Annotated in this window: 21 protein-coding genes; 6 read left to right on the forward strand and 15 right to left on the reverse strand. The window is 68.4% G+C overall.

Going from position 1 to position 26,090, the window contains the following annotated elements; all coding sequences use genetic code 11:
* Positions 1–65 precede the first annotated feature (65 nt).
* The 5 genes from KR541_RS17750 to KR541_RS17770 all read right to left on the reverse strand — a co-directional run bounded on the left by KR541_RS17750 (position 66) and on the right by KR541_RS17770 (position 8,328).
* Entirely contained in the window at positions 66–1,490 is a 1,425-nt protein-coding gene (locus KR541_RS17750) for a heavy metal sensor histidine kinase (RefSeq protein ID WP_050014488.1), read from the reverse strand.
* Entirely contained in the window at positions 1,487–2,170 is a 684-nt protein-coding gene (gene irlR, locus KR541_RS17755; RefSeq protein WP_006490455.1) for a heavy metal response regulator transcription factor IrlR, read from the reverse strand. Before irlR ends, KR541_RS17750 begins: the two co-directional genes overlap by 4 nt.
* The gene (locus tag KR541_RS17760; RefSeq protein WP_050014486.1) at positions 2,170–5,382 is read right to left on the reverse strand and encodes an efflux RND transporter permease subunit; all 3,213 of its coding nucleotides are present in this window, start codon (positions 5,380–5,382) and stop codon (positions 2,170–2,172) included. Before KR541_RS17760 ends, irlR begins: the two co-directional genes overlap by 1 nt.
* Before the next feature lie 128 nt (positions 5,383–5,510).
* Positions 5,511–6,983, reverse strand: a complete 1,473-nt coding sequence (locus tag KR541_RS17765; RefSeq protein WP_050014484.1) for an efflux RND transporter periplasmic adaptor subunit — start codon at positions 6,981–6,983, stop codon at positions 5,511–5,513.
* A 34-nt stretch (positions 6,984–7,017) separates the two neighbouring features.
* Entirely contained in the window at positions 7,018–8,328 is a 1,311-nt protein-coding gene (locus tag KR541_RS17770; RefSeq protein ID WP_050014482.1) for a TolC family protein, read from the reverse strand.
* 358 nt (positions 8,329–8,686) lie between these two features.
* Between KR541_RS17770 and KR541_RS17775 the strand changes: the two genes are divergently transcribed.
* Positions 8,687–9,157, forward strand: a complete 471-nt coding sequence (locus tag KR541_RS17775; RefSeq protein ID WP_080334287.1) for an OmpA family protein — start codon at positions 8,687–8,689, stop codon at positions 9,155–9,157.
* Positions 9,158–9,320: 163 nt separating this feature from the next.
* Here the strand turns inward: KR541_RS17775 and KR541_RS17780 are convergent, their stop codons facing one another.
* The 6 genes from KR541_RS17780 to KR541_RS17805 form a co-directional block, all read right to left on the reverse strand.
* A complete protein-coding gene (locus KR541_RS17780) occupies positions 9,321–10,511 on the reverse strand; it encodes a phosphotransferase enzyme family protein (RefSeq protein WP_050014480.1) in 1,191 nt (396 codons plus the stop codon).
* A 32-nt stretch (positions 10,512–10,543) separates the two neighbouring features.
* Complete coding sequence (gene pnuC, locus KR541_RS17785) at positions 10,544–11,176, reverse strand: nicotinamide riboside transporter PnuC (protein WP_050014479.1); 633 nt, start codon at positions 11,174–11,176, stop codon at positions 10,544–10,546.
* Positions 11,177–11,235: 59 nt separating this feature from the next.
* Positions 11,236–13,467 (reverse strand): TonB-dependent siderophore receptor, encoded by a 2,232-nt coding sequence (locus KR541_RS17790; protein WP_050014478.1) that lies wholly within the window; start codon positions 13,465–13,467, stop codon positions 11,236–11,238.
* Between the two features lie 633 nt (positions 13,468–14,100).
* The gene (locus tag KR541_RS17795) at positions 14,101–14,304 is read right to left on the reverse strand and encodes a DUF2970 domain-containing protein (protein ID WP_050014477.1); all 204 of its coding nucleotides are present in this window, start codon (positions 14,302–14,304) and stop codon (positions 14,101–14,103) included.
* Positions 14,305–14,424: 120 nt separating this feature from the next.
* Entirely contained in the window at positions 14,425–16,488 is a 2,064-nt protein-coding gene (locus KR541_RS17800; RefSeq protein ID WP_050014476.1) for a pyridoxamine 5'-phosphate oxidase family protein, read from the reverse strand.
* A gap of 37 nt (positions 16,489–16,525) precedes the next feature.
* Entirely contained in the window at positions 16,526–17,170 is a 645-nt protein-coding gene (locus KR541_RS17805; RefSeq protein ID WP_050014475.1) for a glutathione S-transferase family protein, read from the reverse strand.
* 126 nt (positions 17,171–17,296) lie between these two features.
* Between KR541_RS17805 and KR541_RS17810 the strand changes: the two genes are divergently transcribed.
* Positions 17,297–18,256, forward strand: a complete 960-nt coding sequence (locus tag KR541_RS17810; protein WP_050014474.1) for a LysR family transcriptional regulator — start codon at positions 17,297–17,299, stop codon at positions 18,254–18,256.
* Between the two features lie 24 nt (positions 18,257–18,280).
* Here KR541_RS17810 and KR541_RS17815 read toward each other — a convergent pair whose 3' ends face one another.
* From KR541_RS17815 to KR541_RS17825, 3 genes are all read right to left on the reverse strand, one after another.
* Positions 18,281–18,610, reverse strand: coding sequence for a type II toxin-antitoxin system RelE/ParE family toxin (locus tag KR541_RS17815; protein WP_050014473.1), 330 nt, complete (start codon positions 18,608–18,610; stop codon positions 18,281–18,283).
* Positions 18,607–18,879: a type II toxin-antitoxin system Phd/YefM family antitoxin gene (locus tag KR541_RS17820; protein WP_050014516.1), complete on the reverse strand. Its 273-nt coding sequence runs from the start codon at positions 18,877–18,879 to the stop codon at positions 18,607–18,609. The genes KR541_RS17815 and KR541_RS17820 overlap by 4 nt, the downstream gene beginning before the upstream one ends.
* A 90-nt stretch (positions 18,880–18,969) precedes the next feature.
* Positions 18,970–19,626, reverse strand: coding sequence for a TetR/AcrR family transcriptional regulator (locus KR541_RS17825; protein WP_089489057.1), 657 nt, complete (start codon positions 19,624–19,626; stop codon positions 18,970–18,972).
* An 87-nt stretch (positions 19,627–19,713) separates the two neighbouring features.
* On the opposite strand from KR541_RS17825, the gene KR541_RS17830 reads away from it, so the two are divergent.
* From KR541_RS17830 to KR541_RS17840, 3 genes are read left to right on the forward strand one after another with little or no spacing between them, the layout of a single operon-like run.
* On the forward strand, positions 19,714–20,616 hold the full coding sequence (locus KR541_RS17830) for an SDR family NAD(P)-dependent oxidoreductase (RefSeq protein ID WP_124630829.1): 903 nt from the start codon (positions 19,714–19,716) through the stop codon (positions 20,614–20,616).
* Positions 20,613–22,214 (forward strand): flavin-containing monooxygenase, encoded by a 1,602-nt coding sequence (locus KR541_RS17835; RefSeq protein WP_216089688.1) that lies wholly within the window; start codon positions 20,613–20,615, stop codon positions 22,212–22,214. Before KR541_RS17830 ends, KR541_RS17835 begins: the two co-directional genes overlap by 4 nt.
* 7 nt (positions 22,215–22,221) lie before the next feature.
* On the forward strand, positions 22,222–23,205 hold the full coding sequence (locus KR541_RS17840) for an alpha/beta fold hydrolase (protein WP_209933364.1): 984 nt from the start codon (positions 22,222–22,224) through the stop codon (positions 23,203–23,205).
* A 57-nt stretch (positions 23,206–23,262) separates the two neighbouring features.
* Here the strand turns inward: KR541_RS17840 and KR541_RS17845 are convergent, their stop codons facing one another.
* Positions 23,263–23,661 carry a carboxymuconolactone decarboxylase family protein gene (locus KR541_RS17845; RefSeq protein ID WP_050014467.1) on the reverse strand — a complete coding sequence of 133 codons (399 nt, stop codon included), beginning with the start codon at positions 23,659–23,661 and terminating at the stop codon, positions 23,263–23,265.
* A 364-nt stretch (positions 23,662–24,025) separates the two neighbouring features.
* On the opposite strand from KR541_RS17845, the gene KR541_RS36715 reads away from it, so the two are divergent.
* Complete coding sequence (locus KR541_RS36715) at positions 24,026–26,065, forward strand: collagen-like triple helix repeat-containing protein (RefSeq protein ID WP_252996664.1); 2,040 nt, start codon at positions 24,026–24,028, stop codon at positions 26,063–26,065.
* Positions 26,066–26,090 lie beyond the last annotated feature (25 nt).

A 26,090-nucleotide genomic window follows, 5' to 3' on the forward strand; every position in this document is an offset into this window, starting at 1 on the left:
GCCACCGGCAGCGCACCGCGCGCGGCTGCGTGGCGGCGAACGCGCGGGCGTGTCCGCCCGCGCTGTCAGGTGCTGACGGCGGCCGGCCGTTCGGGCTCGGCCGGCCGTCGCGGAAAGCGCAGCCAGAAGGTCGTGCGGCGGCCCGGCTCGCTGTCGACGCCGCATTCGCCGCCGTGATTGTCCATGATCGACCGGACGATCGCGAGCCCGAGCCCCGTGCCCGACGCCGAATTGTGTCGCGACGGATCGATGCGATAAAAGCGCTCGAAAATCCGCCCGACATGTTCCGCGGGAATGCCCGGCCCCGTATCCGACACGGCGATCGTCGTCGCGCCACCCTGCTCGACACAGTCGATCGTCACGACGCTGCCGCGCGGCGCATAGGTCAGCGCGTTCGACAGCAGGTTGCTCAACGCACGCTGGTACAGCGTCAGATCCGCATCGACCCACGCGTGGCCGTCGACCTTCACCGTCACGCCTTCATCTTCCGCCAGCGCCTCGTAGTAGCCGGCCACCCGCTCCGCCTCCTGCGCCGCATTCAGCCGCCGCACGCCGATCGACGTGCCGGCCTGCTCCGAGCGCGCGAGAAACAGCATGTCCTCGATCATCCGCGACAATCGCTGGTATTCGTCGATGCTCGACTCGATCACGCTCCGGTATTCGTCCGCATTGCGCGGTTGCGACAGCACGACCTGCGCGGCCGCCTGCAGGTTCGTCAGCGGCGTGCGCATGTCGTGTGCGAGATTCGACGAGAACTGGCTCAGTCGCGTAAACGATTCGTTCAGCCGCGCGAGCATCCCGTTGAACGCGTGCTCGAGCTCCTTCAGCTCGCCTGACGTATCGAGTTCCGGCAGCGGATGCGCGAGCCGGCTCGTCGACATCTGCTCGGCCCGCGCCGCGAACCGCCGCAGCGGGCTCAGCCCGAGCGCGGCGATGCCGTATGCGACCGCGGCCGCGATCACCACGCCGAACACCTGGATTACGACGATCGTATAAGCATGCGTGCGCAACAGCAGAACGTCGGCGCTGCGGTCGTACTGCACGGCGACGCGCACCACGGGCGCACCCGCACCGGCGAGCGGCACGGTCGTCAACAGATACTGGTGCCGCGCGCCGGGCGGCGCGACGCCGAACGGCGCGCGTCCGACGTTCATCGACAGCAGCGGCGCGTATGGACGGAATCCGGGCGTGCCGACGAGGCGCGCGCCATCGGCATCGAAGATCGCGAGATCCATGTTCGGATGCCCGTGCAACTGGTCGATCCAGATATCGGTATTGCGCGCGACGTCGGCCGTCGTGCGCGCCTCGGCCAGGTGCGTGCCCAATGCGGCGGAAATGCCGGCCATCTGCTCGGCTGCCGTCGTGTCGACGCGGTTGCTCAGCGCTTCGTACAGCGCGACGCCGCTCGACGCGAGGATCACCGACGTCGACAGGATGATCAGCGCGGTCAGCCGGCCGCGCAGCGTCCGCGGCAGCAAGCGCGCGATCATGCGGCCGCGCCGCCGCGCGCTTCGAGCACGTAGCCCATCCCGCGCACCGTGTGGATCAGCTTCGGTTCGTACGCGTCGTCGATCTTCGAGCGCAGACGCCGGATCGCCGAATCGACGACGTTCGTGTCGCTGTTGAAGTTCATGTCCCACACCTGCGACGCGATCGTCGCGCGCGGCAGGATCTCGCCTTCGCGGCGCATCAGCAGCCACAGCAGCGCGAACTCCTTCGCGGTCAGCAGGATCGTGTCGCCCTGCCGCGTGGCCTTGCGGCGCGTCAGGTCGAGTTCGAGATCGGCCACGCGCAGCGTGTTCGAATCGCGCGGCTGGCCGCGCCGCAGGATCGACTTGATGCGCGCGGTCAGCTCGACGAAGTCGAACGGCTTCGCGAGATAGTCGTCCGCGCCCAGTTCAAGCCCCTTCACGCGATCGCCGACGTCGTCGCGCGCGGTGAGGAACAGCACGGGTGTCGACTTGCTGCGCCGCAAGTTCTGCAGCAGCGTCCAGCCGTCCTGCCCGGGCAGCATCACGTCGAGCACGAGCAGGTCGTACTCCTCGGTTTCGGCCTGGTGCTGGCCCGTGATGCCGTCCTCGACCCAGTCGACGACGTAGCCGGCCTCGGTCAGCCCCTTGCGCAGATACGCGCCCGTCTTCGGTTCATCCTCGACAATCAGAATTCGCATCACGCATTACCCTTGAAGAAACCCAGCCGGCGCATCATGCCCGCGGCGAAACCGCCGCGCAGTGCCGCGCGCCACGACACCGCATGGCTCACGCGGTACAGCACCGGCAGCACCAGCAACGTCAGCGCGGTGGACGACAGGATACCGCCGATCACGACCGTCGCAAGCGGACGCTGGACCTCGGCGCCGGTGCCGGTCGCGAACGCCATCGGCAGGAAGCCGAGCGACGCGACCAGCGCGGTCATCAGCACGGGCCGCAGCCGCGTGAGCGCGCCGTCGCGCACGGCCGCGTCGAGCGGCATGCCTTCGTCGCGCAGGTTGCGGATGAACGAGATCATCACGAGGCCGTTGAGCACGGCCACGCCGGACAGCGCGATGAAGCCGACCGCCGCCGTGATCGACAGCGGAATCCCGCGCAGCCACAGCGACACGACGCCGCCGCTCAGTGCGAACGGAATGCCGGTGAACACGAGCAGCCCATCCTTCACGTTGTTGAACATCACGAACAGCAGCACGAACACCATGAACAGCGCGAGCGGTACGACGAGCTTCAGACGCTCGCTCGCGCTTTGCAGCTGCTCGAACTGGCCACCCCACGACACCCAGTAGCCGGCCGGCACGCGCACGTCCTGCTGCAACTGCTCGCGCGCGTCCGCCACGAACGAGCCGACGTCGCGGCCGCGCACGTTCGCGCTGACGACCACCCGCCGCTTGCCGTCCTCGCGGCTGATCTGGTTCGGACCCGGCGCCACGTCGATCGTCGCGAGTTCGGCCAGCGGCACGTATGGCGCCGCCGCGAGCGGCGCACTGGCGCCGGCCGCGGGCGCCGGCAGCGCGATCGGCAGCCGCTTGATCGCCTCGATGTCGGTACGCAGTTCGTCGGGCAGCCGCACGACGATGTCGAAGCGGCGGTCGCCCTGGAACAGCGTGCCGGCCTTCTGCCCGCCGACGGCCGCGGCCACCGAGTCCTGCAGGTCGGCGACGCTCACGCCGTAGCGCGCGAGCTTGTCGCGGTCGAGATTGACGGTCAGCACCGGCAGCCCCGTGGTCTGCTCGACCTTCACCTCCGACGCGCCCGGCACTTTCTGCAACGCGGCCGCGATCTGCTCGCCGGTCTGGTTCAGCACGGCCATGTCGTCGCCGAAGATTTTCACGGCGACGTCGCTGCGCACGCCGGAGATCAGTTCGTTGAAGCGCAGCTGGATCGGCTGCGAGAACTCGTACGCATTGCCCGGCAGTTCGGCAAGCGCGTCCTCGATCTCGCGCACGAGCTGCTCGCGCGGCTTGTTCGGGTCGGGCCACGTGTCGGCCGGCTTCAGCATGATGTAGCCATCCGACAGATTCGGCGGCATCGGGTCGGCCGCGATCTCGGCCGTGCCGGTGCGTGCGAACACGCGCTCGATTTCGGGGAAGCGCGCCTTCAGCGTCTTCTCGATCGACTTCTGCATCTCGACCGACTGCGACAGGCTCGTGCCGGGAATCCGCAGCGCGGCCACCGCCAGGTCGCCCTCGTTCAGGCTCGGGATGAACTCGCTGCCGAGCCGCGTCGCGAGCCCCAGCGTGACCAGCACGATCGCGGCCGCCCCGATCATCACGCGCATCGGGCGCGTCATGAACGCGGCGAGCACCGGTTCGTACGCGCGCCGCGCCCAGCCCATCAGCCGGTTCTCCTTCTCCTCGACCCGCTCGCCGATGAACAACGCGACGGCCGCCGGAATGAACGTGACGGTCAGCACCATCGCGGCCGCGAGCGCCATCACGACCGTGATCGCCATCGGGTGGAACATCTTGCCTTCGACGCCGGTCAGCGCAAAGATCGGCAGGTACACGACCATGATGATCAGTTGCCCGAAAATCAGCGCGCGGCGCGCCTCCTGCGATGCGCCGAACACTTCGGCGAAACGCTCGTCGCGCGTGAGCGGGCGCCCCGCCGCCGACTGTGCATGCGCGAGCCGCCGCACGCAGTTCTCGACGATCACCACCGCGCCGTCGACGATGATCCCGAAGTCGAGCGCGCCGAGGCTCATCAGGTTCGCGCTCACCTTCGCGTTGACCATCCCGGTGAAGGTCATCAGCATCGACAGCGGAATCACGAGCGCGGTGATCAGCGCCGCGCGGATGTTGCCGAGGAACAGGAACAGCACGGCAATCACGAGCACCGCGCCTTCGAGCAGGTTCTTCTTCACCGTCGCGACCGCCTTCTCGACGAGCACCGTGCGGTCGTACACCGGAATCGCCTTCACGCCGGCCGGCAGCGTGCGGTTCACGTCGTCCATCTTCGCGGCGACGGCCTTCGACACCGTCCGGCTGTTCTCGCCCATCAGCATGAACACCGTGCCGAGCACGACTTCCTCGCCGTTCGACGTCGCGGCGCCGGTGCGCAGTTCGCGGCCGATGTCGACCACGCCGACGTCCTTCATGCGCACCGGCACGCCGCCGACGTTGGTCAGCACGATGTTCGCGATGTCGTCGACGGTGCGCGCCTGGCCCGGCACGCGCACGAGATACTGCTCGCCGCGCTTTTCGATGTAGCCGGCGCCGACGTTGTCGTTGTTGCGCTCGAGCGCCCGCACGACGTCGGCGAGCGTCAGCCCGTACGACATCAGCTTTGCCGGATTCGGCGCGACGCGGTATTCCTTCACGTAGCCGCCGATCGAGTTGACCTCGGTCACGCCGCGCACGTTGCGCAACTGCGGCCGCACGACCCAGTCCTGCAGCTCGCGCAGGTCGGCCGCCGTATAGCGCTTGCCGTCGGGCTTGCGCGCGTTGGCGTCGGCTTCGACGGTCCACAGGTAGATCTCGCCGAGGCCGGTCGACGTCGGCCCCATCGCGGGCGCAATGCCGGCCGGCAGCTTGTCCTTCGCCTCCTGGATGCGCTCGTTGACGAGTTGCCGCGCGAAGTAGATGTCGGTGCCGTCCTTGAAGATCACGGTGACCTGCGACAGCCCGTAGCGCGAGATCGAGCGCGTCTGTTCGAGCCCCGGCAGCCCGGCCATCACGGTCTCGACCGGATACGTGATGCGCTGCTCGGCCTCGAGCGGCGAGTAGCCCGGCGCGGACGTGTTGATCTGCACCTGCACGTTGGTGATGTCGGGCACCGCGTCGATCGGCAGCCGCTGGTAGCTGAACACGCCCAGCGCGGCCACCGACGCGATCGCCAGCATCACGAGCCAGCGGTGCGCAATCGCAAAGCGGATCAGGCGCTCAAACATGTCGGGATTCCTTGAAGCGGGGAACGGTCGTCCGCACCGGGCGAGCCGCGCGGCCGGTCACCCGGCCGATTGGAAAGCGGGCCGCATGGCGGGCCGCCAGTCGCGCCACGGCGCACGCGTATTGCTGTTCATTCATGTTCAGCGCTCCCCTTGCCGAGTTCCGCCTTCAGCACGAAGCTGTTCGACGCCGCGTATTCCTGGCCGGGCTTGAGTCCCTTCAGCACTTCGGTCGCGCGTTCGTCGCGCCGCCCCGTTTCGACGGCCTGCGCGACGAAGCCCTTCGGCGAGCGCACGAACACCGACGGCGCACCATCGACGTCCTGCAGCGCGTCGCTCGCGACCGCGAGCAGCACGCGTTGCGTGCCCGCGTCGACCGACACGTTCACGAACATCCCCGGGCGCCACACGCGGTCGGGGTTCGGCAGCACGACGCGCGCCGGCGCGGTGCGCGTCTGCTCGCCGAGCAGCGAACCCACGTACGCGATCGGGCCGCTCGAACGCGATTCGAACGCGGTCGCGATGACCGTTGCATCGCGACCGACCCGCACATCGTTCAACCGCTGCGCCGGCACGGCCATCTCGGCCCATACCGTCGACAGGTCGGAGATCACGAACATGCTGGCGTCGGCGGCGATCGCTTCGCCCGGCGTCGCGTGCTTCTCGACGATCGTGCCCGCGAACGGCGCGCGCAGTTCGTAGCGATTCAGCGCGCCCCCGCCGACCGGCGCATTCAGCGCGGCGAGCTTCTGCCGCGCGTTCTGCACGGCGATCTCGGCTTCACGCAACTGCACCTGCGCCTGCTGGTAGTCCTGCTCGGCCGAGATGCGCTCCTGCCACAGCGTGCGTTCGCGCTCGTAGGTCGCGCGGGCGCCCGACAGCCGACGCTCGGCCGTCAGCAGCTCGCTGCGCCGGTCGGCGAGATCGGTGCTCGCGATCACGGCCAGCACCTGCCCCTTCGCAACGTTCTGCCCGAGCGACACCGATACCTGCTCGACGATGCCGGCCACGCGCGGCACCACGTGCGCGGTGCGATCCTCGTTGAACTTGATCTCGCCGGGGAGCTGGAACGGCGTCGCGATCTGCGCGGGGCCGGCCTTCGCCAGCGCGATCTTCGAGGTCGCCAGCTGCGCGTCGGTCAGCGCGATCGCGCCGTCGGCGCGGGCGAACGGGAACGACGCGGCTTCATTGCCCGCCTTCACGTCGATCGTCGCGTCGAACACGTGCGGCTTGCCGATCGACTGCGCGGACACGAACTTCTGGCCGGCCGCGTCGAAACGCAATGGTTCGTGCGTGCGGTCGTAGCGAACCAGCGTGCCGGACACGGTGACGCCCTTGTCGGCCGGCTTGCCGTCGACGAACGGATAGACGATGAGGCGCGCATCGCCGGGCTTCTCCGTCATCACGATCTCGACGGACAGCCTGCCGCGCTTGAGCACGACGCCGCCGCGCTCGCCGGCGGCTTCGGCGGACGAGGCGGCGGCAGCCGCCGATGCGGACGCGCCGTTGCCGCCGCCGTTGCGCGTGACGCCGAGTGCGCCGATGACGATCCCGGCACTGCCGAGCACGACCGCCGCGATGATCAGGATTCTGTTGCGTGACATGGTGATCCTTCAGGTAAAAGAGGCGTCCGTTGCGCTATTGCGCGACCGGTGCAAGCGATGCGAGCGGCGTGCCGACGAGCCGGCCGATGTCGGCGCGGGCTGCATGGGCGTCGGCGAGCGCACGCACGTATTGCGACTGACCCTGGAACAGCGTGCGCTGCGCGTCGAGCACGTCGAGGAAGTCGAACTTCCCGAGTTCGTAGCCGCGCGACATCGCATCGAGCGCGAGACGCGCGGCCGGCAGGATGTCGGACTTCAGCCGCTGCGCTTCCTGTTCGGCGGCCTCGAAATTCGCGTATGCCTGCGTCAGCTCCAGCCGCAAGCGCGTGCGTTCGCGATCGAGATCGGCGTTCGCGCGCGTGGCCTTGTGCGTCGCCTCGAGCAACGCACCCTTGTTCGTGTCGAACAGCGGGATCGGGATCGACACGCCGACCACCGCCTGGTTGTCAGGCACGCCGCCCGTGGTCACGCGCTTCACGCCCACGCTGACCGTCACGTCCGGCATGCGCCGCGCACGCTCCAGCGACACGGCCGCGTTCGAGCGCAGCATTTCGGCGCGCGCGACCCGCGCGAGCGGAGCATCGTCGAGCTGCGCGGTCAGCGCGGACAGCGGCTCGACCGGCGGCACGGTTTCCAGGTCGCCGCGCGCCGCGAGTCGGTCGTTGCGCGCTTCGCCCATCACCGCGTTCAGCTTTTCGCGCGCGACGTCGACACGGCCGCGCGCGGTCACGACTTCGATCTGCACGCCGGTCGCCGCCACCTGCGCCTTGGTCGCCTCGACGGGCGACACCTTGCCGGCCTGCGCGCGGCGTCCTGCAAGCTCCGCGGAGCGCGCGGCGATCGCGGCCGACTCCTCGGTCACCTGAAGCTGGCGCTGGGCGGCGAGCAGCCCGTAGAACGCGGCGATCACATCGGCGCGCACGGCCGCGCCCTGGTCGTCGAGCGATGCGTTGGCCGCCTCGCGGCCATACGATGCGACGTCGAGCCGCGCGCGGCGCTTGCCGCCCAGTTCGATGGTCTGGTTGATCAATGCGGTCGACGTGCGTTCCGCGCGGCTGAAACCTTCCTGCAGGAACGAGATTTCGGGATTGGGGCGCGCGCCGGCCTGCATCAGTGCGCCGGCCGATGCATCGACGTCCGCGCGCGCGCCGCGCAGCGCCGGATTGTTTTGCGCCGCGGCCGCGAGCGCCTCGGATAGCGTCAGTGACGATGCTGGAAGTGCGTCGGATGGCGGTGCGCCGATCGGCGCGGCGGCGGCAGCCGGAGCCGGCGACAGCGCGGGCTGCGCATGAGCCGTCGCGGCCATCGCAAAGACGATGGCCGCGGCGAGGTTGAGCTTGAGCATGTTCGGTTCTGCGGTAACGGTTCGCGACCGATGCTACGGACCGGCCGCAGTGCGAACATGAGGCGAAGATGATATTTCCGTCATGTTGGGCGCGGTGTATTCGCCGAACCGGCGTGCATATCCGCTCGGATGGTCACGTCAGCATAAAAAATATGCTTCGAAATTTAGAACTAGTTCTATAGACGTATTCGCTCGAAAAGATGACTGTTCAAGGTCCCGGCAACACGAACGAAATCATGCTGCTTTATGACCTCAAGGTCGTGCTGCCTCCTTGAAAACCTACGAATCGAGACTTTGAATCAATGAAAAACCTCTTCGATCACGACAAGTATGACTTTGACGCTGACGAAGACAAAGAATGGTTTCTCGTTCACTCCCCATGAGAATTTTTATTACTTCACTAACCGTAAATATCGCAGCGTCGCTCCTTTTCCCGGCAAGCTCTGCGGCGGAATGTCAGGGGTCACAAAATCTGCCGTCACAGCAATTTTTCGTAGCCTTCCCCCACAACAGCCACGAGATCTCCGAATCCGAGCAAATACGAATTGGACGATGGGTTTCGGCAATGAATTCCGATTATCCAATACAAAACTGGATCACTATAATTGGGAGCGCTTCCAAGATTGAGGCCGATCCGGAACGACTTGCAACGATGCGCGCTTCCGCGACGGCGAAAGTCGTCATCGACGACGGGCTGATAAACGCACCGTTTCAGATAAAAACGCAAATTTATCCAGCCAACAGTGCAGCCGGATCGACGTCGGAAACCCGTGAGGTCACCATTCAAGTGAGCCCCGGCTGCCTCGACAACTGCTGTACCGGCCATTGACATGAAGTCGGCTCATTTACCGCCGCCGCGCTTGCGTTGACCCGTGTACCTCCAACGCTCGCGCGCGACGGTCCATCGAATCCATCCGGACGAGAGTTCGATGTTCGATTCGAACGATATGTCAATCGCCGAACCCGGGAAACTATCCGCGTATTCTCGAAAATCAAACGCGCCCTTGCTTCCCCCGCCGCCGCTGCACGAGCCAGTCGAGCAGTTGCCGCCCGTCGCGTTCGCCGAACCAGCGAGCATGCCCGATCAGGTAACTGTCGTACGCGATATCGACGATCCCCGGCGCATCGATGATGCAGCCGAAATACGCAACCTCCGACAGCGCGAACTCCGTATGCACGATCGGCAGCAGCGCGACCAGCGCCGCATACGCATCATCGCTCAGCGGTTCGAGCGATTCGTAGCCGTCGAGCAGCGCGTCGATCTGGTCGTATTCCACGCGCCGCGCATCGGCCGGCGCCATCCAGTCGACCGTATTGCGCTCGATCGCCAGCGCGACGTCCATCACCGCGCAAGTGCGGTCCGACAAGCCGAAATCGAGCACCGTCCGCACCTGCGCACCAGGCCCCGCATCGGTCCACAGCAGGTTCGACGCATGCCAGTCGCCGTGCGTCCACAGCGGCGTCAACGTGGGCAGCAACGGCACGAGGCGCGCGTGATACGGCCCGATCGCGTCGGCCACATCGCCGCGCCAGTCACGCGAGCCGAGCGCGCGCACGAGCAACGGCTGCGCATCGATCCAGCGTTCGAGCGCACCCGCCAGATCGGCGGACGACAGCACGCGAAAACTCGACAGCAGCGTCCGCACCGGCCGCGCGGGCGCATCGTAGCCGGCCGCCGCGCGATGCAGTTCGGCCAGCGCGCGGCCGGCCGCGTACGCATGCGACGGATGCGTGAACGGCTGCCACGACATCACGCCGCGATACGGATCGACACCGGGCGCGAGCACATGCACCTCGTACGTCCACTCGTCGGATGCAAACGCGGTCGCACCGTGACGATCGGCCAGCACGTCCACCACCGGCATCCCGCGTTCGCGCAGATGCGCGATGAAACGATGCTCTTCCTCGAGCCCCTCGACATCGCGCAGGCTTGCGTGATGTCGCTTGACGAACAACCCGCGGCCGTCCGCCATCCGCACGAGCACCGCTGCCGCGAACTGCCGCGGGCTGTGCCACGTCAGCCGCACCGGCTCGCCCACGCCGTCGATCCGCGCGAGCACGGCCGCCACTTCGTCGTGCGTGATCAGCGGCCAGTCGCGTTCGGCTTGCTCGCCGTCCACGCCGAATTGCGGCGGCGCGACGTCGCGCGACAGGGGGCCGTCCGGCTCGAGGGGGAATGACATGAACGGCGTTGCTCCGTGGTTGAATCCGTGAATCAGCGTGTGCCGCCGCCCGACGCGAGCGGGCCGCCCGATGCTGCCCGCAACGCGGCGGCCGTCCGGCTCCAGTCGCGCCAGCCGACGACGGCCAGCCCGATGAACAGCGCATACAGGCCGGCCGTCAGATACAGTTCCTTGAACACGAACATCCCGACGTACACCACGTTCACGACGATCCACAGCCCCCACGACGCGATGTAACGCCGTGCGGTCCAGTATTGCGCGACGAGGCTGAACGCGGTCAGCGACGCATCGACGAACGGCAGCGCCGCATCGGTCCAGCGCGCCATCATCCCGCCGAGCAGCGCGCTGCCGATGACCGCCGCGATCAGGTCGGGCAGCATCGTGAGTGGCCGCACGCCGGTGACAGGCGCGACGTCGCCGGCAGGCGCCGCCTCGCCGCCGGCCTCGCTCGCGCGCTGCGCGAGCCAGCGCTGCCAGCCGTACACCTGCAGCACCGCGAACGCGCCCTGCAGCAGCATGTCCGAGTACAGCTTCGCATCGAAGAAGATCCAGCCGTACAGCGCGACCGACGCGAGGCCGACCGGCCAGCACAGCATGCGCCGCTTCGCGGTCAGCCAGATCGCGAGCGCGCTGACGATCACGCCGGCGATTTCGAGGGGGGACATCGTCTGTGCTCTCCTGGTGGGCTGCCGGGGCCGCGCGTCACGCGGCCGGTTCCGGTCGGTCAGAAATCATAGGTCAACGATATGCGCGCGGTGCGCGGCGCACCCGGGAACAGGTATGCATCGCCTTGCTGCTCGCCTGCGTCGCGCCAGTAGAACTTGTTGAACAGATTGTCCACCGACACGCGCAACACCGTACGATGGCCGCCGATCTTCGTCGTATAACGCGCGCCGAGATTGAACACGAACCACGACGGCACGCGCGCTGTGCCTTCCTCGTTCGCGTTGCGCGCCGCGCTGTATTCCACACCGCCGAGCACGTTCAGGCCCGCGACGCCCGGCACCGCGTAGTCCGCATACAGCGACGCGCGCAGCGCGGGCACGTTGATGATCTGGTGCCCTTCGTAGGCGGGCGACCCCGAATCGTAGGCCCGGGCGCGAATCGCCGCGACGCTGGCCGTGAGCCCCAATCGCTCGGTCACGCGCCCGGCCGCGCCGAGTTCGATCCCCTGGTGCCGCTGCGTGCCGCGCTGCACGAACGTGTACGACGTGCCCGACGCGTCAGGGTCGGCGAACTGGAACGGCTTGCTGATCGAGAACACGGCGGCCGTGAGGCTCAACCGGTCGAACCAGTCGTATTTCGCGCCGACCTCGATCTGGTGCGATTCGACGGGCGGCAGGAACGCATACGCGTTGGTCGCGCGCACCGGCGCCTGGTCGCCGAGCGACAGCGCCTTGCTGTACGACGCGTACAGCGACAGCACGTTCACCGGCTTGTAGACGAGCGCGACTTGCGGCAGGAACACCGAACGGTCGGTATGCGTCGTCTCGCCGTCGAGGCTGCTCCAGCTGCGCTGTCGCAGCAGCACTTCCTTGCCGCCCGCGAGCACCTGCCAGTGTTCGCCGAGGCTGATGCGGTCGAGCCCGAACACGCCGTACTGCCACGCATCGAGGCGCGGATACGACGACCCCGGCGCATTCTGCGACGGCGGGAAAGTCAGGTCCGGCCCGTAGATATTCTCGCTGCCCACATAGTCGTACACGGCGTCGGCCATGTGCACGACGCGGCGCTGCACGCTCACGCCGAGCGTCAGTTCGTGCCGCAGCGGCCCCGTCGCGAACTTGCCGGTCGCGACCGCGCGCAGATCGTCGTTGCGCCGGTATTCGCCGGGGCTGCGGAAGTCGTACACGTCGTAGTCGCCGTTCGCGCCGAAGAAGAACGGCGACGTCGCGCCGGCCGCGCAGCTCGCCGCGTACGAGCAGCCGTACGCGAACGCGCTGTTGTCGTCGATCATCGTGCGGCTGCGACCCGCGGCGATGTATGCCTTCCAGTCGTCGTTGAACTGGTAGTCGAAACGCGCGTTCAGGTTCAGCGCATCTGTCGTCACCGGTTTCGCCCACGGCTGCGTGCCGAGCGCCTTCGACGTCGTCTTCACCGACGGCACGACGGTGCCGCCGAGCAACTGGTAGCCGGGTGCGGAACGCTGGATCCACTGCTGGAATTCGGCGTTCAGCTGCAGGCTCGCGCGGGGGCTGATGTCCCAGTCGGCGGCGATCGAGCCGAACGTGCGTCGTCCGTTCGTGCCGTCGATATACGAGTGCATGTTCTCCTTCGCCGCATTGATCCGGAACCCGAACTGATTGTCCGGGCCGAAGCGGCGGCCGAGATCGACGGCCGCCGACGTCGAGCCGCGGCTGTCGACGCCGCCCGTCACGCTCGCGACGTTCGCGGAGCGCTTGGTCACGAAGTTGATCACGCCGCCCGGCGCGACGACGCCGCTGTCGATGCCCGCGAGCCCCTTCAGGATCTCGACGCGCTCCTTGTTCTCGAGCGGCACGTTCTGCTCGCCGGACACCGTCAGCCCGTCGATCCGGATCGCGCTCGCGAGATCGACCGGAAAGCCACGGATCGCGAAGCCCTCGAAATAGCCGACCGGCGCATAGTCGTTGACGACCGACGCATCGTTGCGCACCACGTCGCTCAGCCGCTTCGCCTGCTGATCGTCGATCAGCGCGCGCGTGATGACGTTCACCGACGCCGGCGTGTCGCGCAGCGGCGCGTCGTCGAGCCCCGCGACCGACGCTTCGCGCGCGCGCAACGCGTGGCCGCGCTCGCCGCTCACCGTGATCGCGGGCAGCGTCGCGCTGCCGGTTGCATCGGCGCCTGACGCAGGTGTGTCGCCCTGAGCCGCTGCGGCCTGCGCCGCGAAAAGCGTGACGCCGAGACCGACACCGAGCCCGACCTTCGCGCGCCGCCGACGTGCGCGTGCCGCTGTTGTTCTATTCACCGTCATTGTTCTGGATGGAAAACTCGCCATTCGACCTGTCGAAACCCGAAACCCAAAACCCGTTAGGAAGCTGCGAAGCGCGCGTCAGCGAACGCCGCCGCGCCCGTCGCCGGACGCGTTCCGTCGACACGATATTCATCGGACGAACCCGACCCTGCGGCGTGCAAGCGGGCCGGCCGGTCGGGACAACGCAGGATGGGACATCGGATTCGGATGACGCGCCGCAAACCGATGCAGCGGCCGACGGGTTCGTCGGGTGCCTGTCGGGCGGCCGGCTGCGTCGCGCGGTCGTGTCATGCGGGGGACGCTTCGAACGCCCCGGTTCGGGCGGCGGGCAGTCGGGCCGGCCGTTCATCGGAACGGCGGCCTGTCCGTCGCGCGACATCGCGGCGTGGCGCGCATTTTACCCCGGGCGGGGCATAGAGCCGCGGAATCGGGCGGAACGGGAAACGGGAAACGGGAAGGCGGGAACGGGGACGAACGGTGCGGGCGGCACGATAACGGCGGCGATGCCAACGATGCGGTCGCGATTCGCCTCGTGCGTGCCGGCCACTGAGGCCGGCGTCATCATGCGCCGGTCACGCGGCCTGGAACCGGAGCGGGAATGGCGGCCCCGCTACCGGTTCATCAGTCGCTCGCTCAAAACCCCTGCATCGTCACGGTCGGATCGACGACCAGATGCACGACGCCGTAAATCACCGCGCCGACCAGCAGCGCAAGCAGGAGCGCCACGAACGGCAGCAGCGTGAAGTTGGCGTTCGCGAGATCGTTCGCGTGCGCCTTGCTGTTGCGTACGCCGAAAAAACTCCACAGGACCAGGCGAACCATGCCGAGCAGTTTCATGATGGGCTCCTTTATCGAATCGGTTGGCGCTATCGTCGATCCGGACGGCATTCGAAAAAAGCAGCAGTTGCGTGCGCTTTTCGCGCAGCAGGCCATCTGCGGCGGCATGTCGCACGCACGTCAGCGGTCGAGTACGAGCGGCTCCGTCGCCCCTTCTGCGGGCCGTGCGACGCACAGCAGCGCGCAGCCGGGTTCGATCGCCGCATCGGGCGTTTGCGCGTAGTCGACCGCGCCGGACAGCACGCGCGTCGCGCACGCGCCGCACGACCCGGAGCGGCATTCGAACGGCACGGCCACGCGCTGCCCTTCCGCGAATTCGAGCAGCGTGCCGTCGGCGGGCGTCCACGCGGCTTCGCGCGCCGTGCGCCGGAACACGACCGGCACGCTTTCCGTCGCAGGCTTGGCAGTTGCCCGGGTTGCACTGCGCGAAACGCTCGACGGCCCGAACGCCTCGAACCGGATGCGTTCGTCCGGCACGTTCAGCGCGCGCAGCCCGTCGTACAGGTCGCGCATGAATGCCGACGGCCCGCACAGATAGAAATCGTAATCGTCGAATGAAAGGGCCCGCTTCAATTGCCCGATGTCGATGCGACCGGCCCGCGCACCCGAGCCTTCTTGAGGATGACTGTCGAACCAGTGAAGCGACACGCGTGCATCGGTGGCCGCGATGCGCACCAGTTCCGCGTCGAACGGCCGGTCGGCCGCTTCGCGGGCGCCGTGCACGAACACGACACGACGCGACGGCGTGTCGTCGGCCAGTGCCCGGCGAAGCATCGCGACCATCGGCGTGATGCCGATGCCGGCCGACACGAGCACGGCCGGGCGCGGGCTTGCGAGATCGAACGTGAAGCGTCCGCGCGGCATCTGCGCGTCGAGCGTCATGCCGGCCTGCGCATGATCGTGCAGCCACGCCGATACGCGTCCTTCGCGCTTCACGGTGATCCGGTAGTGTGCGCCGCCCGGCGCGTCGGACAGCGTGTAGCTGCGCATCGTCGGCGCGTCGCTGCCCGGCAGCGCGATGCGCAACGTCAGGTGCTGACCGGCTTCGTAGGCAGGCAATGTGCTGCCATCCGCCGGTTCGAAATGGAACGACCGGATCGCGCGCGCTTCGTCGACGATCTTCGCGATGCACAGCGACCGCCATGCGGGCGCCGATGCGGATGCGGGCGCGGACGGCGCAGATCCGGCCGTTGCCGCCACGCCACTCGACGCCGCCGCCATCGCCGCGAACTGCGGCGCGCGCTCGACGGCCGACCACCGGAACGGCAGCACCGCCCGCATGCGCCGCACTTCCCGCACGTGGAAACGCACGACGCGCTGCGCGCCGTCGAACGATGCGACGACCGGCCCGTCCCACACGATCTCCGCGTGCGCGGCGACATACAGCACATCGCCGGTGTCGAAATCGACGAACAGCAGCCCCGCTCGCGGATCGTGCCGCAAGTTGCCCAGCGTATTGAAGAACCGGTTGCCGCTGAAATCGGGCGTCGTCAGCGTGCGCGCATCGTCGACGCGCACGAAGCCAGGCATCCCGCCGCGATGCGACACGTCCGCGCCGCGCGCCGCGCCCGCCTCCGCCGACGTGTTCGCACTCGCGACGAAGAACGTATCGGCCTGCGCGAGCAGCGCGCGGTCCGCGTCGCTCAGCGCATCCGATACGTCCGGCGCGACGGACGCCCCGACGTCCCGCGCGACGAAAGTCGGCTTGCGGCCCTGAATGTACTTCGCACAATTGCCGAAGCTCTGCTCGACCGCGATCGTCAGCGCATCGCCGGCGACCGCGCGCACGACGCCGTTCACGCGATTGCGCCGCCGCGTATCGAATTCGATCCCGAGCCCGCCGAGCGGTGCGCCCGCCTGCCACGCGCCGGCCAGCGGATCGCCCGGCAGCGCGCGCGCCGCGATGCGCAGCGTGCGGGCGTCCGGCGACGTGACGAAACCCGGCGCACCGGCCCGCAGCGTCGCCCACGGCTGGCCGCTTGCATCGACGCCGCCGAGCACGAAGAACGGCAGTTGCGCGAAAAACGTCCGGTGCTGGTCCGGCATGAAGCGCCGGATCCCGCGCCGGCCGGCCGCGCCCGCCGCGTCCGTCACGCCTGCGCGCTGCTGCACGGCAAGCTCGCCCGCGTGAAACGGCGCGGTATCGAGTTCCCAGCCCGGTACGACGGCGGTCGGCGCATTCATCGCGTTCTCTCCTGAACAAGCGCGGCGGCAGTGAGCGTCAAGCGGCGAGCAGGCCCGCGCGCGTCGTCGGCATCGCGACGAAGCCCGGCAACGCCTCGATACGGGCCAGCCAAGCACGCACGTGCGGATACGGTTCGAGCGACACGCCGCCTTCCGGCGCGTGCGCGATGTACGTGTACGCGGCGATGTCCGCGATGGTCGGCTGCGCGCCGGCCGCGAACGGCTTGCCGGCCAGTTCGCGATCGATCACGTCGAGCACCTTCGCGGCCGTGCGCTTGGCCGTTTCCGGGTCGAGCTGCGCGCCGAACACGGTCACGAGCCGCGCGGCCGCGGGGCCCGATGCGATCGGGCCGGCCGCGTACGACAGCCAGCGCTGCACGACGGCCGCGCCGACCGGGTCGTCCGGCAGCCAGTGCGCATCGCCGTAGCGCTTCGCGAGGTACACGAGGATCGCGTTCGAATCGGCGATCACGGTGCCGCCGTCGTCGATCACCGGCACCTGCCCGAGCGGATTCAACGCGAGAAACGCCGGTTCGCGCTGCGCGCCGGCCGCGAGATCGACGTCGATGGTCTTCGACGGCAAACCGAGCAGCGACAGGAACAACCGGACGCGGTGCGCGTGCCCGGACAGCAGGAACGAATAGACGCGAATGGGCGAAGCGGGCTTGCTGGCGGCAGACATGGAAACACTCCGGAATCTCGCGCCGCCGGGGATCGGCGACGAACGGCTCCAGCGTAGCGCTCGCCGTTCGTCGCCAGAAGACGGATAATCACGGAAACATCATCCTCTTCCATAGGACAATCGACGATGGCCGATCTGCGCGACGTGAACCTGAACCGGCTGGCGATCTTCGTCGCGGTGGTCGACGCCGGCTCGCTGACGGCCGCGGCCGAGCGGCTCGGCCTGGCGAAGACGGTCGTCAGCACGCACATGCAGCGCCTCGAATCCGAGATCGGCGCGAACCTGCTGGTGCGCACGACGCGGCGGCTGAGCGTGACCGACGCCGGACGCGTGTTCTACGACGCGTGCCGCGACATCGTGCGCGCGACCGAAGCCGCGCTCGACGCGGTGTCGTCCGACGCGGGGCCGCTGCGCGGCACGCTGCGCGTGAGCGTGCCGATCGACTATGGCGCACTGATCGTCGCGCCGGCCGTCGTCGCGCTGCGCGACCGGCATCCGGCGCTCGCTGTCGAACTCGTCGCGAACGACCGCGTCGTCGATCTCGTCGCGGACAACCTCGACGTCGCGATCCGCATCGGCCGTCTCGCCGATTCCAACTATCGCGCGGTGCAGCTCGGCACGTACGAGAAATGGCTGGTCGCGAGCCCGGCGTTCGTCGCGCGACACGGGCTGCCGCGCGATCCCGATGCGCTCGCCGCGCTGCCGTTCGTGATGCTGTCGTCGCTGCCGCGCCCGCATACGCTCGAACTCGATAACGTGCGCGGCGGCCGCGCGTCGGTGCGCTGCGTCGCGCCGGTCGTGTCGAACACCGCGACCGCGTGCCGCGCGATCGTGCTCGCGGGCGGCGGCTTCGGATTGCTGACGGATTTCTCGACCGCGGACGACGTCGCGGCCGGCCGGCTCGTGCGGCTGCTGCCGGGCTGGCATACGGCGCCGGCCGGGATCCATGCGGTGTATCCGTCGACGCGGCTGCCTTCGCCGAAGGTGCGGGCGTTCATCGAGGCGATGAAGGCGAGGATCGGGGTGACGGCGGCGGCACCGATTATCCGGCGCGCAAGTTCGAAACCACGGAGGGCGGGATCGTGAAACGAGGAAGAATGGCGATCGCGCTCAATGAGCGACCACAAGCCGCCTCATCAGCAAGGACTTCAGATCCCTGCGCGTATCGCAAACGATATGCACGTGAATGGTGTCGCCTCGCACGTCATAAATGATGCGGTTCATTCCGGCAATGACTTCGCGATACTGACCGAGGCTGATATTCGCGAGTTCATCAGGAATCCTGCCGTGATTCGGAAAAGCGCGAATCGATGCAATGGCGTCCTTGATCTGCCGGTAGCTCGTTTGCCAGGTAGCCGAACCGAAATTCGATACGAGATAGCGCTTCAACCTCTTCAGATCTTCTTCCGCCGAACGAAGAACGACAACCCGCAGTGTCATTGATCGTCGTCCTTGTCGAGGTCCGCAAAGACATCCTCGACTGGACGGAAGTGGCCCTGCTCGATCTCCCGATTGCCGAGTGCAAGCAGCCGAAGAAGCGCAAGCGTCTCTTCATGCTCCTCATACGACTTGACGTCCATGACAACGAGCTTCGCCTCTCCGTTCTGGGTAATCAGCATCGGCTCGCGGCTTTCCGAGATGTCCCTGACGATATCGGCGGCGTGGCTCTTGAGATAGCTGATGGGCTTGACCTGGGTAGAGAATTTCATGGAACACGTCCTGTGCCAGTCCATAACAAGACTGATTATAGTCCGAATTTGGTCTCATCCGGCCAATGAGCCCCGTTTTCCCGCGCGTCCCTAGTCGCGCGCCTGCAACGTCCCCAGCAGCACCTTCCGGCAACTGGCCACCACCTGCGCCTCCGGATCGCGATAGTCGGTCAGCAGCCACGCCGCGCCGACGTTCGTCATCGCGCCCACCAGCGCGAGCCCGATCAGCCGCTGCTCGGTGCGCTCGGCAGGCGTCGCGGCCTCGCGCGGCGCGCCAATCGCCATGATCAGCTTGCCGAAGTCGATCAGCATGCGCTGATACGTCATGTCGGTATCCGCGCTCACGCCCATCACCTCGAGCAGCAGCACGCGCGCCGCGCACGGGTCGCGCAAAAACGCGAAGAACGCCGCGAGCCCCGCGTCGACGCGCTCCCGCAGATCGCCGCCGCGCGCGGCGACCGCGTGCGCGACCGCGTCATGCAGTTGTTGCGCGTGATGCAGGTAGGTGCAGCGCAACAGATCCTCGGTGCTGTCGAAGGCCGCATAGAAATAGCGATCGTTGAGCTTCGCTTCCTGGCAGATCGACCGCACGGTCGCCTTGCGAAAACCCACCGTGCCGAACACGCGCGTCGCCGCGCGGATCAACGCGTCGCGCCGCTCGGCGGCCCGCACCTCGGGTGCCACGCCGCCATACGACCGGCCCTTTTTTTCCGTTTCGAGTGCTTTCTCCATTCCGCTATTTGACATCAGGACACCCGAAAACTAAAGTGGTGACGATCAACACCACAATAGATGCGCCGCCGGTGCGGCGCAAGCGGAACGGGAGGACGACGAATGAAGGGGTTTTCCGGCAAGGTCGCCGCGATCACGGGCGCCGGTTCGGGCATGGGCCGCAGCCTCGCGGTCGAGCTTGCGCGGCGCGGCTGCGAGGTCGCGCTCGCCGACGTCAACGACGTCGGGCTCGCCGGCACGGCAGCCGCCTGCGCACGGCACGGCGTGCGCGTGAGCACGCGGCGGCTCGACGTCGCCGATCGCGATGCGGTGTTCGCGTGGGCCGATTTCGTGCGCGCCGAGCACGGCAAGATCAACCTGATCTTCAACAATGCGGGCGTGTCGCTGGCCGCCAGCGCCGAAACCGCGCGTCTCGCCGATCTCGAATGGATCGTCGGCATCAACTTCTGGGGTGTCGTGCACGGCACGCAGGCGTTCCTGCCGCATCTGCGCGCGTCGGGCGACGGCCACGTGGTGAACACGTCGAGCCTGTTCGGGCTCGTCGCGATGCCGACGCAAAGCGCGTACAACGCGACCAAGTTCGCGGTGCGCGGCTTCACCGAGGCGCTGCGGATGGAACTCGAACTCGACGGCGCGCCGGTGAGCGCGACCTGCGTGCATCCGGGCGGCGTCGCGACGAACATCGTCGATGCGGGCCGCGTCGACACTAGCATCCACGCGCTGACGGGCCAGGACGAAGCGACCCATCGCCGTCAGGCGAACCGCCTGATCAACGCGACGACGGCCGACGAGGCCGCGCGGCAAATCCTCGCGGGCGTCGAGCGCAATGCGCGCCGCGTGCTGGTCGGCGCCGACGCGCGCCGGCTCGACCGGATCGCGCGACTGCTCGGCGCCGGTTACCAGTGGCTGATGCTGCGCCACGTGCGCCGCGCCCGCGCACGCAACCTCGAACGCGCGCACGCGCCGGCCGCGCGCCCGACCACGCCGACCCAGGACCCCGCATGATCTCGACGACGACCGACCGGCGCGACGCGCCGCCCGCCTCCGACGCCCGCCGCGACAGTGGCGATAACCGCGACGATCGCGACCTTCGCGACCTCGACGTGCTGATCGTCGGCGCCGGCCTGTCCGGCATCGGCGCCGCGTATCACCTGAAGCAGCGCTGCCCGCATGCGAGCGTGGCGATCGTCGAGGCGCGCGACGCGATCGGCGGCACCTGGGACCTGTTCCGCTATCCGGGCGTTCGTTCGGATTCCGACATGTTCACGCTCGGCTACAGCTTCCGGCCGTGGCACAGCGACAAGGCGATCTCCGACGGCCAGACGATCCTCGACTACATCCGCGACACCGCGCGCACCTACGGCATCGACAAGACGATCCGCTACGGCCGGAAGGTCGTCGCGGCCGACTGGGATTCGAACCGCGCGCGCTGGACGGTCCGCGTCGAGCGCACGCGGGACGGCGCGACCGACACGCTGGTCTACACCTGCCGCTTCCTGTTCATGTGCAGCGGCTACTACGATTACGACGCCGGCTACCTGCCCGACTGGCGAGGCATGGACACGTTCGAGGGCAAGCTCGTGCATCCGCAGCACTGGCCGAAGGACCTGTCGTACGCGAACCGGCGCGTGGTCGTGATCGGCAGCGGCGCGACGGCCGTCACGCTGGTGCCGTCGATGGCGGCCGACGCGCAGCACGTGACGATGCTGCAGCGTTCGCCGACCTACATCGTGTCGCTGCCCGCGCGCGACAAGATCGCGAACGCGCTGCGCCGCGTGCTGCCGTCGCGGCTCGCGCACCGGCTCGTGCGCGTGAAGAACGTGCTGCTGACGATGTACCTGTACAACGTGTCGCGCCGCAAGCCCGACCGGACGAAGCAATTCATCATCCGCGCGGCCAGCCGGCAGCTCGGCCCCGACTTCGACGTCGCGAAGCACCTGACGCCGCGCTACATGCCGTGGGACCAGCGCGTGTGCCTCGTGCCGAACGGCGACCTGTTCAAGGCGATCCGCGCGGGCCGCGCATCGATCGTCACCGACGAGATCGAACGCTTCACGCCGACCGGCCTCCAGCTGAAGAGCGGCCAGCAGCTCGACGCGGACGTGATCGTCACCGCGACCGGGCTGAAGGTGAAGATGCTCGGCGGCGCGCGCGTGACGGTCGACGGCCGCGCGGTCGATTTGCCGGAGACGGTGTCGTACAAGGGGATGATGTACAGCGACGTGCCGAACCTCGCGTCGTCGTTCGGCTACACGAATGCGTCGTGGACGCTGAAGGCCGAGCTGATCGCACGCTACGTGTGCCGGCTGCTCAACCACATGCACGCGAACGGCTACGATACGTGCGTGCCGCGGCTCGGCGCGGGCGATCTCGGCGACGTGCCGGCCGTCAACCTGAGCTCGGGCTACATCCAGCGCGCGGCCGGCATCCTGCCGAAACAGGGGCACCGCAAGCCGTGGAAATTTCATCAGAATTACGTGCTCGATCTCGCGTCGCTGAAGTTCAGCGCGCTCGCCGATTCCGCGATGCATTTCGAACGCCGCGCAAAAACCGACCCGGCCGCCGCCGCGCCGGCAGCCGAACCCGCACTCGACACCCGCTGAGGCCGACATGACTCCTACGCTCCACCTGATCCAGAACGTGCTGCTCGGCGTCGTCGCGGTACTCGCCGCGCTCGCGCTGTTTTCCGGCTACGTGGCCCGTCGCGTGACGCGCGCGTTTCCGCCCGAAGGCCGCTTCGTCGACATCGACGGCGATCGTATCCACTACGTCGAATACGGCAACGGCCCGCCGATCGTGTTCGTCCACGGGCTCGCGGGGCAATGGCGCAATTTCGCGTACCTGCCGCTCACACGGCTCGCGCAGCAGCATCGCGTGATCCTGATCGACCGCCCGGGCGCCGGCCGCTCGCTGCGCGGCGCGGCCTCGCAGGCGAACGTGTTCGCGCAGGCCCGCACGGTCGCCGCGTTCATCGACGCGCTGCAGCTCGACAAGCCCGTGCTGGTCGGCCACTCGCTCGGCGGCGCGATCGCGCTCGCGGTCGGCCTCAACCATGCGGACCGCGTGAGCCGGCTCGCGCTGATCGCGCCGCTGTCGCACGAGCAGACCGAGCCGCCCGCGCCGTTCAAGCCGCTGATGCTGCCGTCGCCGCTCGTGCGCCGTTTCGTGTCGTGGACCTTCGCGATCCCGCTGACGATCCTGACGGGCCGCCAGGCCGTGCGCCAGGTGTTCGCGCCGGAGGACGTGCCGCGCGACTTCCCGGTCAAGGGCGGCGGCCTGCTCGGGATGCGCCCGCACGTGTTCTACGCGACGGCGACGGACCTGCTGTCGGCGCCCGTCGACCTGCCCGCGATGACGCGCCGCTACGCGGAGCTAGCGCTGCCGGTCGACGTGCTGTACGGCCACGCCGATCCGATCCTGAACTGGCGCGAGCACGGCGATGCGCTCGCGAAGAAATCGGCGCGCGTGCGGCTGAAGGTGGTCGAGGGCGGGCACATGCTGCCGGTCACGATGCCCGAAGCGACGGCCGACTGGCTCCTCGAAGTCGCCGCCGCGCCAGTCGACGTGGCGGCGCAGCCCGTGCGCATCGCGTAGATCGCGGCGGCGAAGCGCAGCCCGATTCCGTGGCGGGCAGCCGACGCCGCGACGGAATCAGGCTTCGTCGTCGGGTAGCGACAACCCGCGCTCCGACAGCACCTCGCGCGCGCTGCGAAACGCCTCGACCGCGGCCGGCGCGCCGGCATACAGCGCGCTGTGCAGCAATACCTCGCGGATCTCGACGAGGCTCGCGCCGTTGTTGAGCGCGCCGCGAATGTGCCCCTTCAGTTCCGTGCTGCGGCCGAGCGCCGCCAGCATCGCGCACGTGCACAGGCTGCGCGTCTTCAGGTCGATCCCGCCCCGCTGCCACGTGCTGCCCCACGCATGCTCGTTCAGCCAGTCCTGCAGCGGGCGCGAGAATCCGTCGAGATCGCTCATCGCGCGCTCGACGAACGCCTCGCCCATCACGTCGATGCGCCGCGCCTTGCCGTATTCCCTGTCCTGTTCGCTCATGTCGGTGTCCTCGTGGTCTGGAGTCGTGGCCGCTGCGCCGCCGCCGGCGGCCGGGGGGTTTCGCGTCATGTTCGGCGGGACGACGCGTTTCGTCAAAGATGCGGGCCTCGGTTCCCGGCCGTGCGCGTCACGTGCGGTCGAACGCTACGTAACATCCCGTCGCGCGTTACGGCGCCTTACGGGAACATCGCAGCGGCGACGTTCGGGGATCACGCGCGCCTGTCGCGCGAAACCGCCATTCCTCCGTTTAAATCGCATCGATAGCCCCGATTCCCGCAACAAATCGCGACACCGTTTCGCGAAACACGCCGTGGCGCGGAATTTGCAGTGAAGGCTGGGACACACTTCCAATGTCGAGGCCAACATGCACATTCTCATCAAGAAGACGACGGTAACGATGGCCGTCTCGTCACTGCTCGCACTGTACGGCTGCGGCTCGGTCGATGGGCCGACGACGCCGACCATCAAGCCGAGCACGTCCGGGACAAGCGGCACGTCGGGGACTTCCGGGACGTCGGGCGGCGGTTCGTCGGGGACGTCGGGCGGCGGTAGTTCGGGGTCGTCGGGTACTTCCGGTACGTCGGGTACTTCCGGCACCTCGGGCACCTCCGGTACGTCGGGTACTTCCGGCACCTCGGGTACTTCTGGCACCTCGGGCACCTCCGGTACGTCGGGTACTTCCGGCACCTCGGGTACTTCTGGCACGTCAGGTACTTCCGGTACGTCGGGTACCTCTGGCACCTCGGGTACTTCCGGCACCTCCGGCACCTCGGGCACCTCCGGTACGTCGGGTACTTCCGGCACCTCGGGTACTTCTGGCACGTCGGGTACTTCCGGTACGTCGGGTACCTCTGGCACCTCGGGTACTTCCGGCACCTCCGGCACGTCGGGCACCTCGGGCACCTCGGGCACTTCCGGTACCTCGGGCACGTCGGGCACCTCGGGCACCTCGGGCACCTCGGGCACTTCCGGTACCTCGGGCACTTCCGGCACGTCGGGCACTTCCGGCACTTCGGGCACCTCCGGCACTTCCGGCACTTCGGGCACCTCCGGCACTTCCGGCACTTCGGGCACCTCCGGCACCAGCGTCACCCCCCTCGGCAATGTCCTTCAGCAATCCGGCAACCTCGTGACGGCGCTCGGCACGACGGTCGTGAACGGTGGTAGTCAGATCGGCGGCGTGCAGATTCCCGGCACGAACGCGACGACGGTCAACAGCGTCGGCAACGCGGTCAGCAGCCTCGGCAACGGCGTGCAATCGCTCGGCAACGGCGTCGCGGCCGGCCTCGGTTCGATCGGCGTGTCGCCGAACCCGCTCGGGCCGACGCTCACGTCGACCACCGGCCTGCTGACCGGCGCCGGCGGCGCGGTCAACAGCCTCGGCAATGCCGTGACGAGCCTCGGCACCGGTCCGCTGTCGCCGCTCGCGCCGGCGACGACCCTCGTCGGCAGTCTCGTCAACACGGTCGGCACCGCGGTCAACTCGACCGCATCGGCGCTGAATACGGCGCTGAACAGCGCGCCGGTGCAGCAACTCGAGACGCAGCTCGGCAGCGTGATCAACCCGATCACGAACACGCTGACCGGCGGCGTCACGACGCCGGGCGTCACGCAGACGCTCGGCAACGCGACCCTGCTCGGCGCCCCGCTCAGCGGCTTGCTGAGCACGCTCGGCAGCGGCCTCGGCCTCGCCGGTTCGCAGGTCGGCGGCGCAACCGGCAATCCGGTCGGCACGAGCGCCGGCAGCAGCGTGTCCCAGCTCGGCAACACGGTGACATCGGCCGGCGGCCTGCTGTCCAGCGGCAGCTCCAGCAGCGGCACCAATCCGCTCGCGCCGATCACGGGCGTGCTCGGTTCGCTGACGGGCGCACTCGGCGGCGGCGGCAGCTCGAGCGGCTCAGGCGGCACGAGCGGTACCAGCGGCGGCCCCCTCGCGCCGATCACCGGCCTGCTCGGCACGGTGACGGGTGCGCTCGGCAGCATCGGCTCGAGCGGCACCGGCGGCACCAGCGGGACGAGTGGGACAAGCGGCGCAGGCGTCGGCGGCCTGCTCGCGCCGGTCACCAACCTCGTCAACTCGCTGACGCCGCTCGGCGCGAGCCTCACCGGCACCGTCACGACGCCGGGCGGCAACCTGTCCGGCACGCTCGGCGGCGTGCTGACGAGCGGCCCGGTCGGCACGCTCACGGGTGCGCTGGGCACGCCGGCCGGCTCGGCCGGCGCCATCGGCACGGTCAGCCCTGGCGGCGCAACGGGCACCGTGACGACGCCGGGCGGCAGCGGCTCCGTGGTGACCGGCCTGACCGGCGGCACGAGCGGCGGCACCGCAAGCGGCACCGGCAACCTGCTGTCGCCGGTGACGAACCTGCTCGGCGGTCTGCTGGGCGGCGTCACCAAGAAGTAAGCGTCAACGCAACACGTATCAGAAC

This window comes from Burkholderia sola (genome assembly GCF_905400185.1).
Lineage (GTDB): Bacteria > Pseudomonadota > Gammaproteobacteria > Burkholderiales > Burkholderiaceae > Burkholderia > Burkholderia sola.

What these genes read in the sequence shown, in the direction of transcription:
- KR541_RS17780 (WP_050014480.1), bottom strand. Translation starts at nt 10,511, where the DNA reads ATGTCATTCCCCCTCGAGCCGGACGGCCCCCTGTCGCGCGACGTCGCG.
- KR541_RS17750 (WP_050014488.1), bottom strand. Translation starts at nt 1,490, where the DNA reads ATGATCGCGCGCTTGCTGCCGCGGACGCTGCGCGGCCGGCTGACCGCG.
- KR541_RS17845 (WP_050014467.1), bottom strand. Translation starts at nt 23,661, where the DNA reads ATGAGCGAACAGGACAGGGAATACGGCAAGGCGCGGCGCATCGACGTG.
- KR541_RS17770 (WP_050014482.1), bottom strand. Translation starts at nt 8,328, where the DNA reads ATGCTCAAGCTCAACCTCGCCGCGGCCATCGTCTTTGCGATGGCCGCG.
- KR541_RS17825 (WP_089489057.1), bottom strand. Translation starts at nt 19,626, where the DNA reads ATGTCAAATAGCGGAATGGAGAAAGCACTCGAAACGGAAAAAAAGGGC.
- KR541_RS17810 (WP_050014474.1), top strand. Translation starts at nt 17,297, where the DNA reads ATGGCCGATCTGCGCGACGTGAACCTGAACCGGCTGGCGATCTTCGTC.
- KR541_RS17765 (WP_050014484.1), bottom strand. Translation starts at nt 6,983, where the DNA reads ATGTCACGCAACAGAATCCTGATCATCGCGGCGGTCGTGCTCGGCAGT.
- KR541_RS17795 (WP_050014477.1), bottom strand. Translation starts at nt 14,304, where the DNA reads ATGAAACTGCTCGGCATGGTTCGCCTGGTCCTGTGGAGTTTTTTCGGC.
- KR541_RS17835 (WP_216089688.1), top strand. Translation starts at nt 20,613, where the DNA reads ATGATCTCGACGACGACCGACCGGCGCGACGCGCCGCCCGCCTCCGAC.
- KR541_RS17840 (WP_209933364.1), top strand. Translation starts at nt 22,222, where the DNA reads ATGACTCCTACGCTCCACCTGATCCAGAACGTGCTGCTCGGCGTCGTC.
- KR541_RS17830 (WP_124630829.1), top strand. Translation starts at nt 19,714, where the DNA reads ATGAAGGGGTTTTCCGGCAAGGTCGCCGCGATCACGGGCGCCGGTTCG.
- irlR (WP_006490455.1), bottom strand. Translation starts at nt 2,170, where the DNA reads ATGCGAATTCTGATTGTCGAGGATGAACCGAAGACGGGCGCGTATCTG.
- KR541_RS36715 (WP_252996664.1), top strand. Translation starts at nt 24,026, where the DNA reads ATGCACATTCTCATCAAGAAGACGACGGTAACGATGGCCGTCTCGTCA.
- KR541_RS17820 (WP_050014516.1), bottom strand. Translation starts at nt 18,879, where the DNA reads ATGAAATTCTCTACCCAGGTCAAGCCCATCAGCTATCTCAAGAGCCAC.
- pnuC (WP_050014479.1), bottom strand. Translation starts at nt 11,176, where the DNA reads ATGTCCCCCCTCGAAATCGCCGGCGTGATCGTCAGCGCGCTCGCGATC.
- KR541_RS17815 (WP_050014473.1), bottom strand. Translation starts at nt 18,610, where the DNA reads ATGACACTGCGGGTTGTCGTTCTTCGTTCGGCGGAAGAAGATCTGAAG.
- KR541_RS17775 (WP_080334287.1), top strand. Translation starts at nt 8,687, where the DNA reads ATGGTTTCTCGTTCACTCCCCATGAGAATTTTTATTACTTCACTAACC.
- KR541_RS17760 (WP_050014486.1), bottom strand. Translation starts at nt 5,382, where the DNA reads ATGTTTGAGCGCCTGATCCGCTTTGCGATTGCGCACCGCTGGCTCGTG.
- KR541_RS17800 (WP_050014476.1), bottom strand. Translation starts at nt 16,488, where the DNA reads ATGAATGCGCCGACCGCCGTCGTACCGGGCTGGGAACTCGATACCGCG.
- KR541_RS17790 (WP_050014478.1), bottom strand. Translation starts at nt 13,467, where the DNA reads ATGACGGTGAATAGAACAACAGCGGCACGCGCACGTCGGCGGCGCGCG.
- KR541_RS17805 (WP_050014475.1), bottom strand. Translation starts at nt 17,170, where the DNA reads ATGTCTGCCGCCAGCAAGCCCGCTTCGCCCATTCGCGTCTATTCGTTC.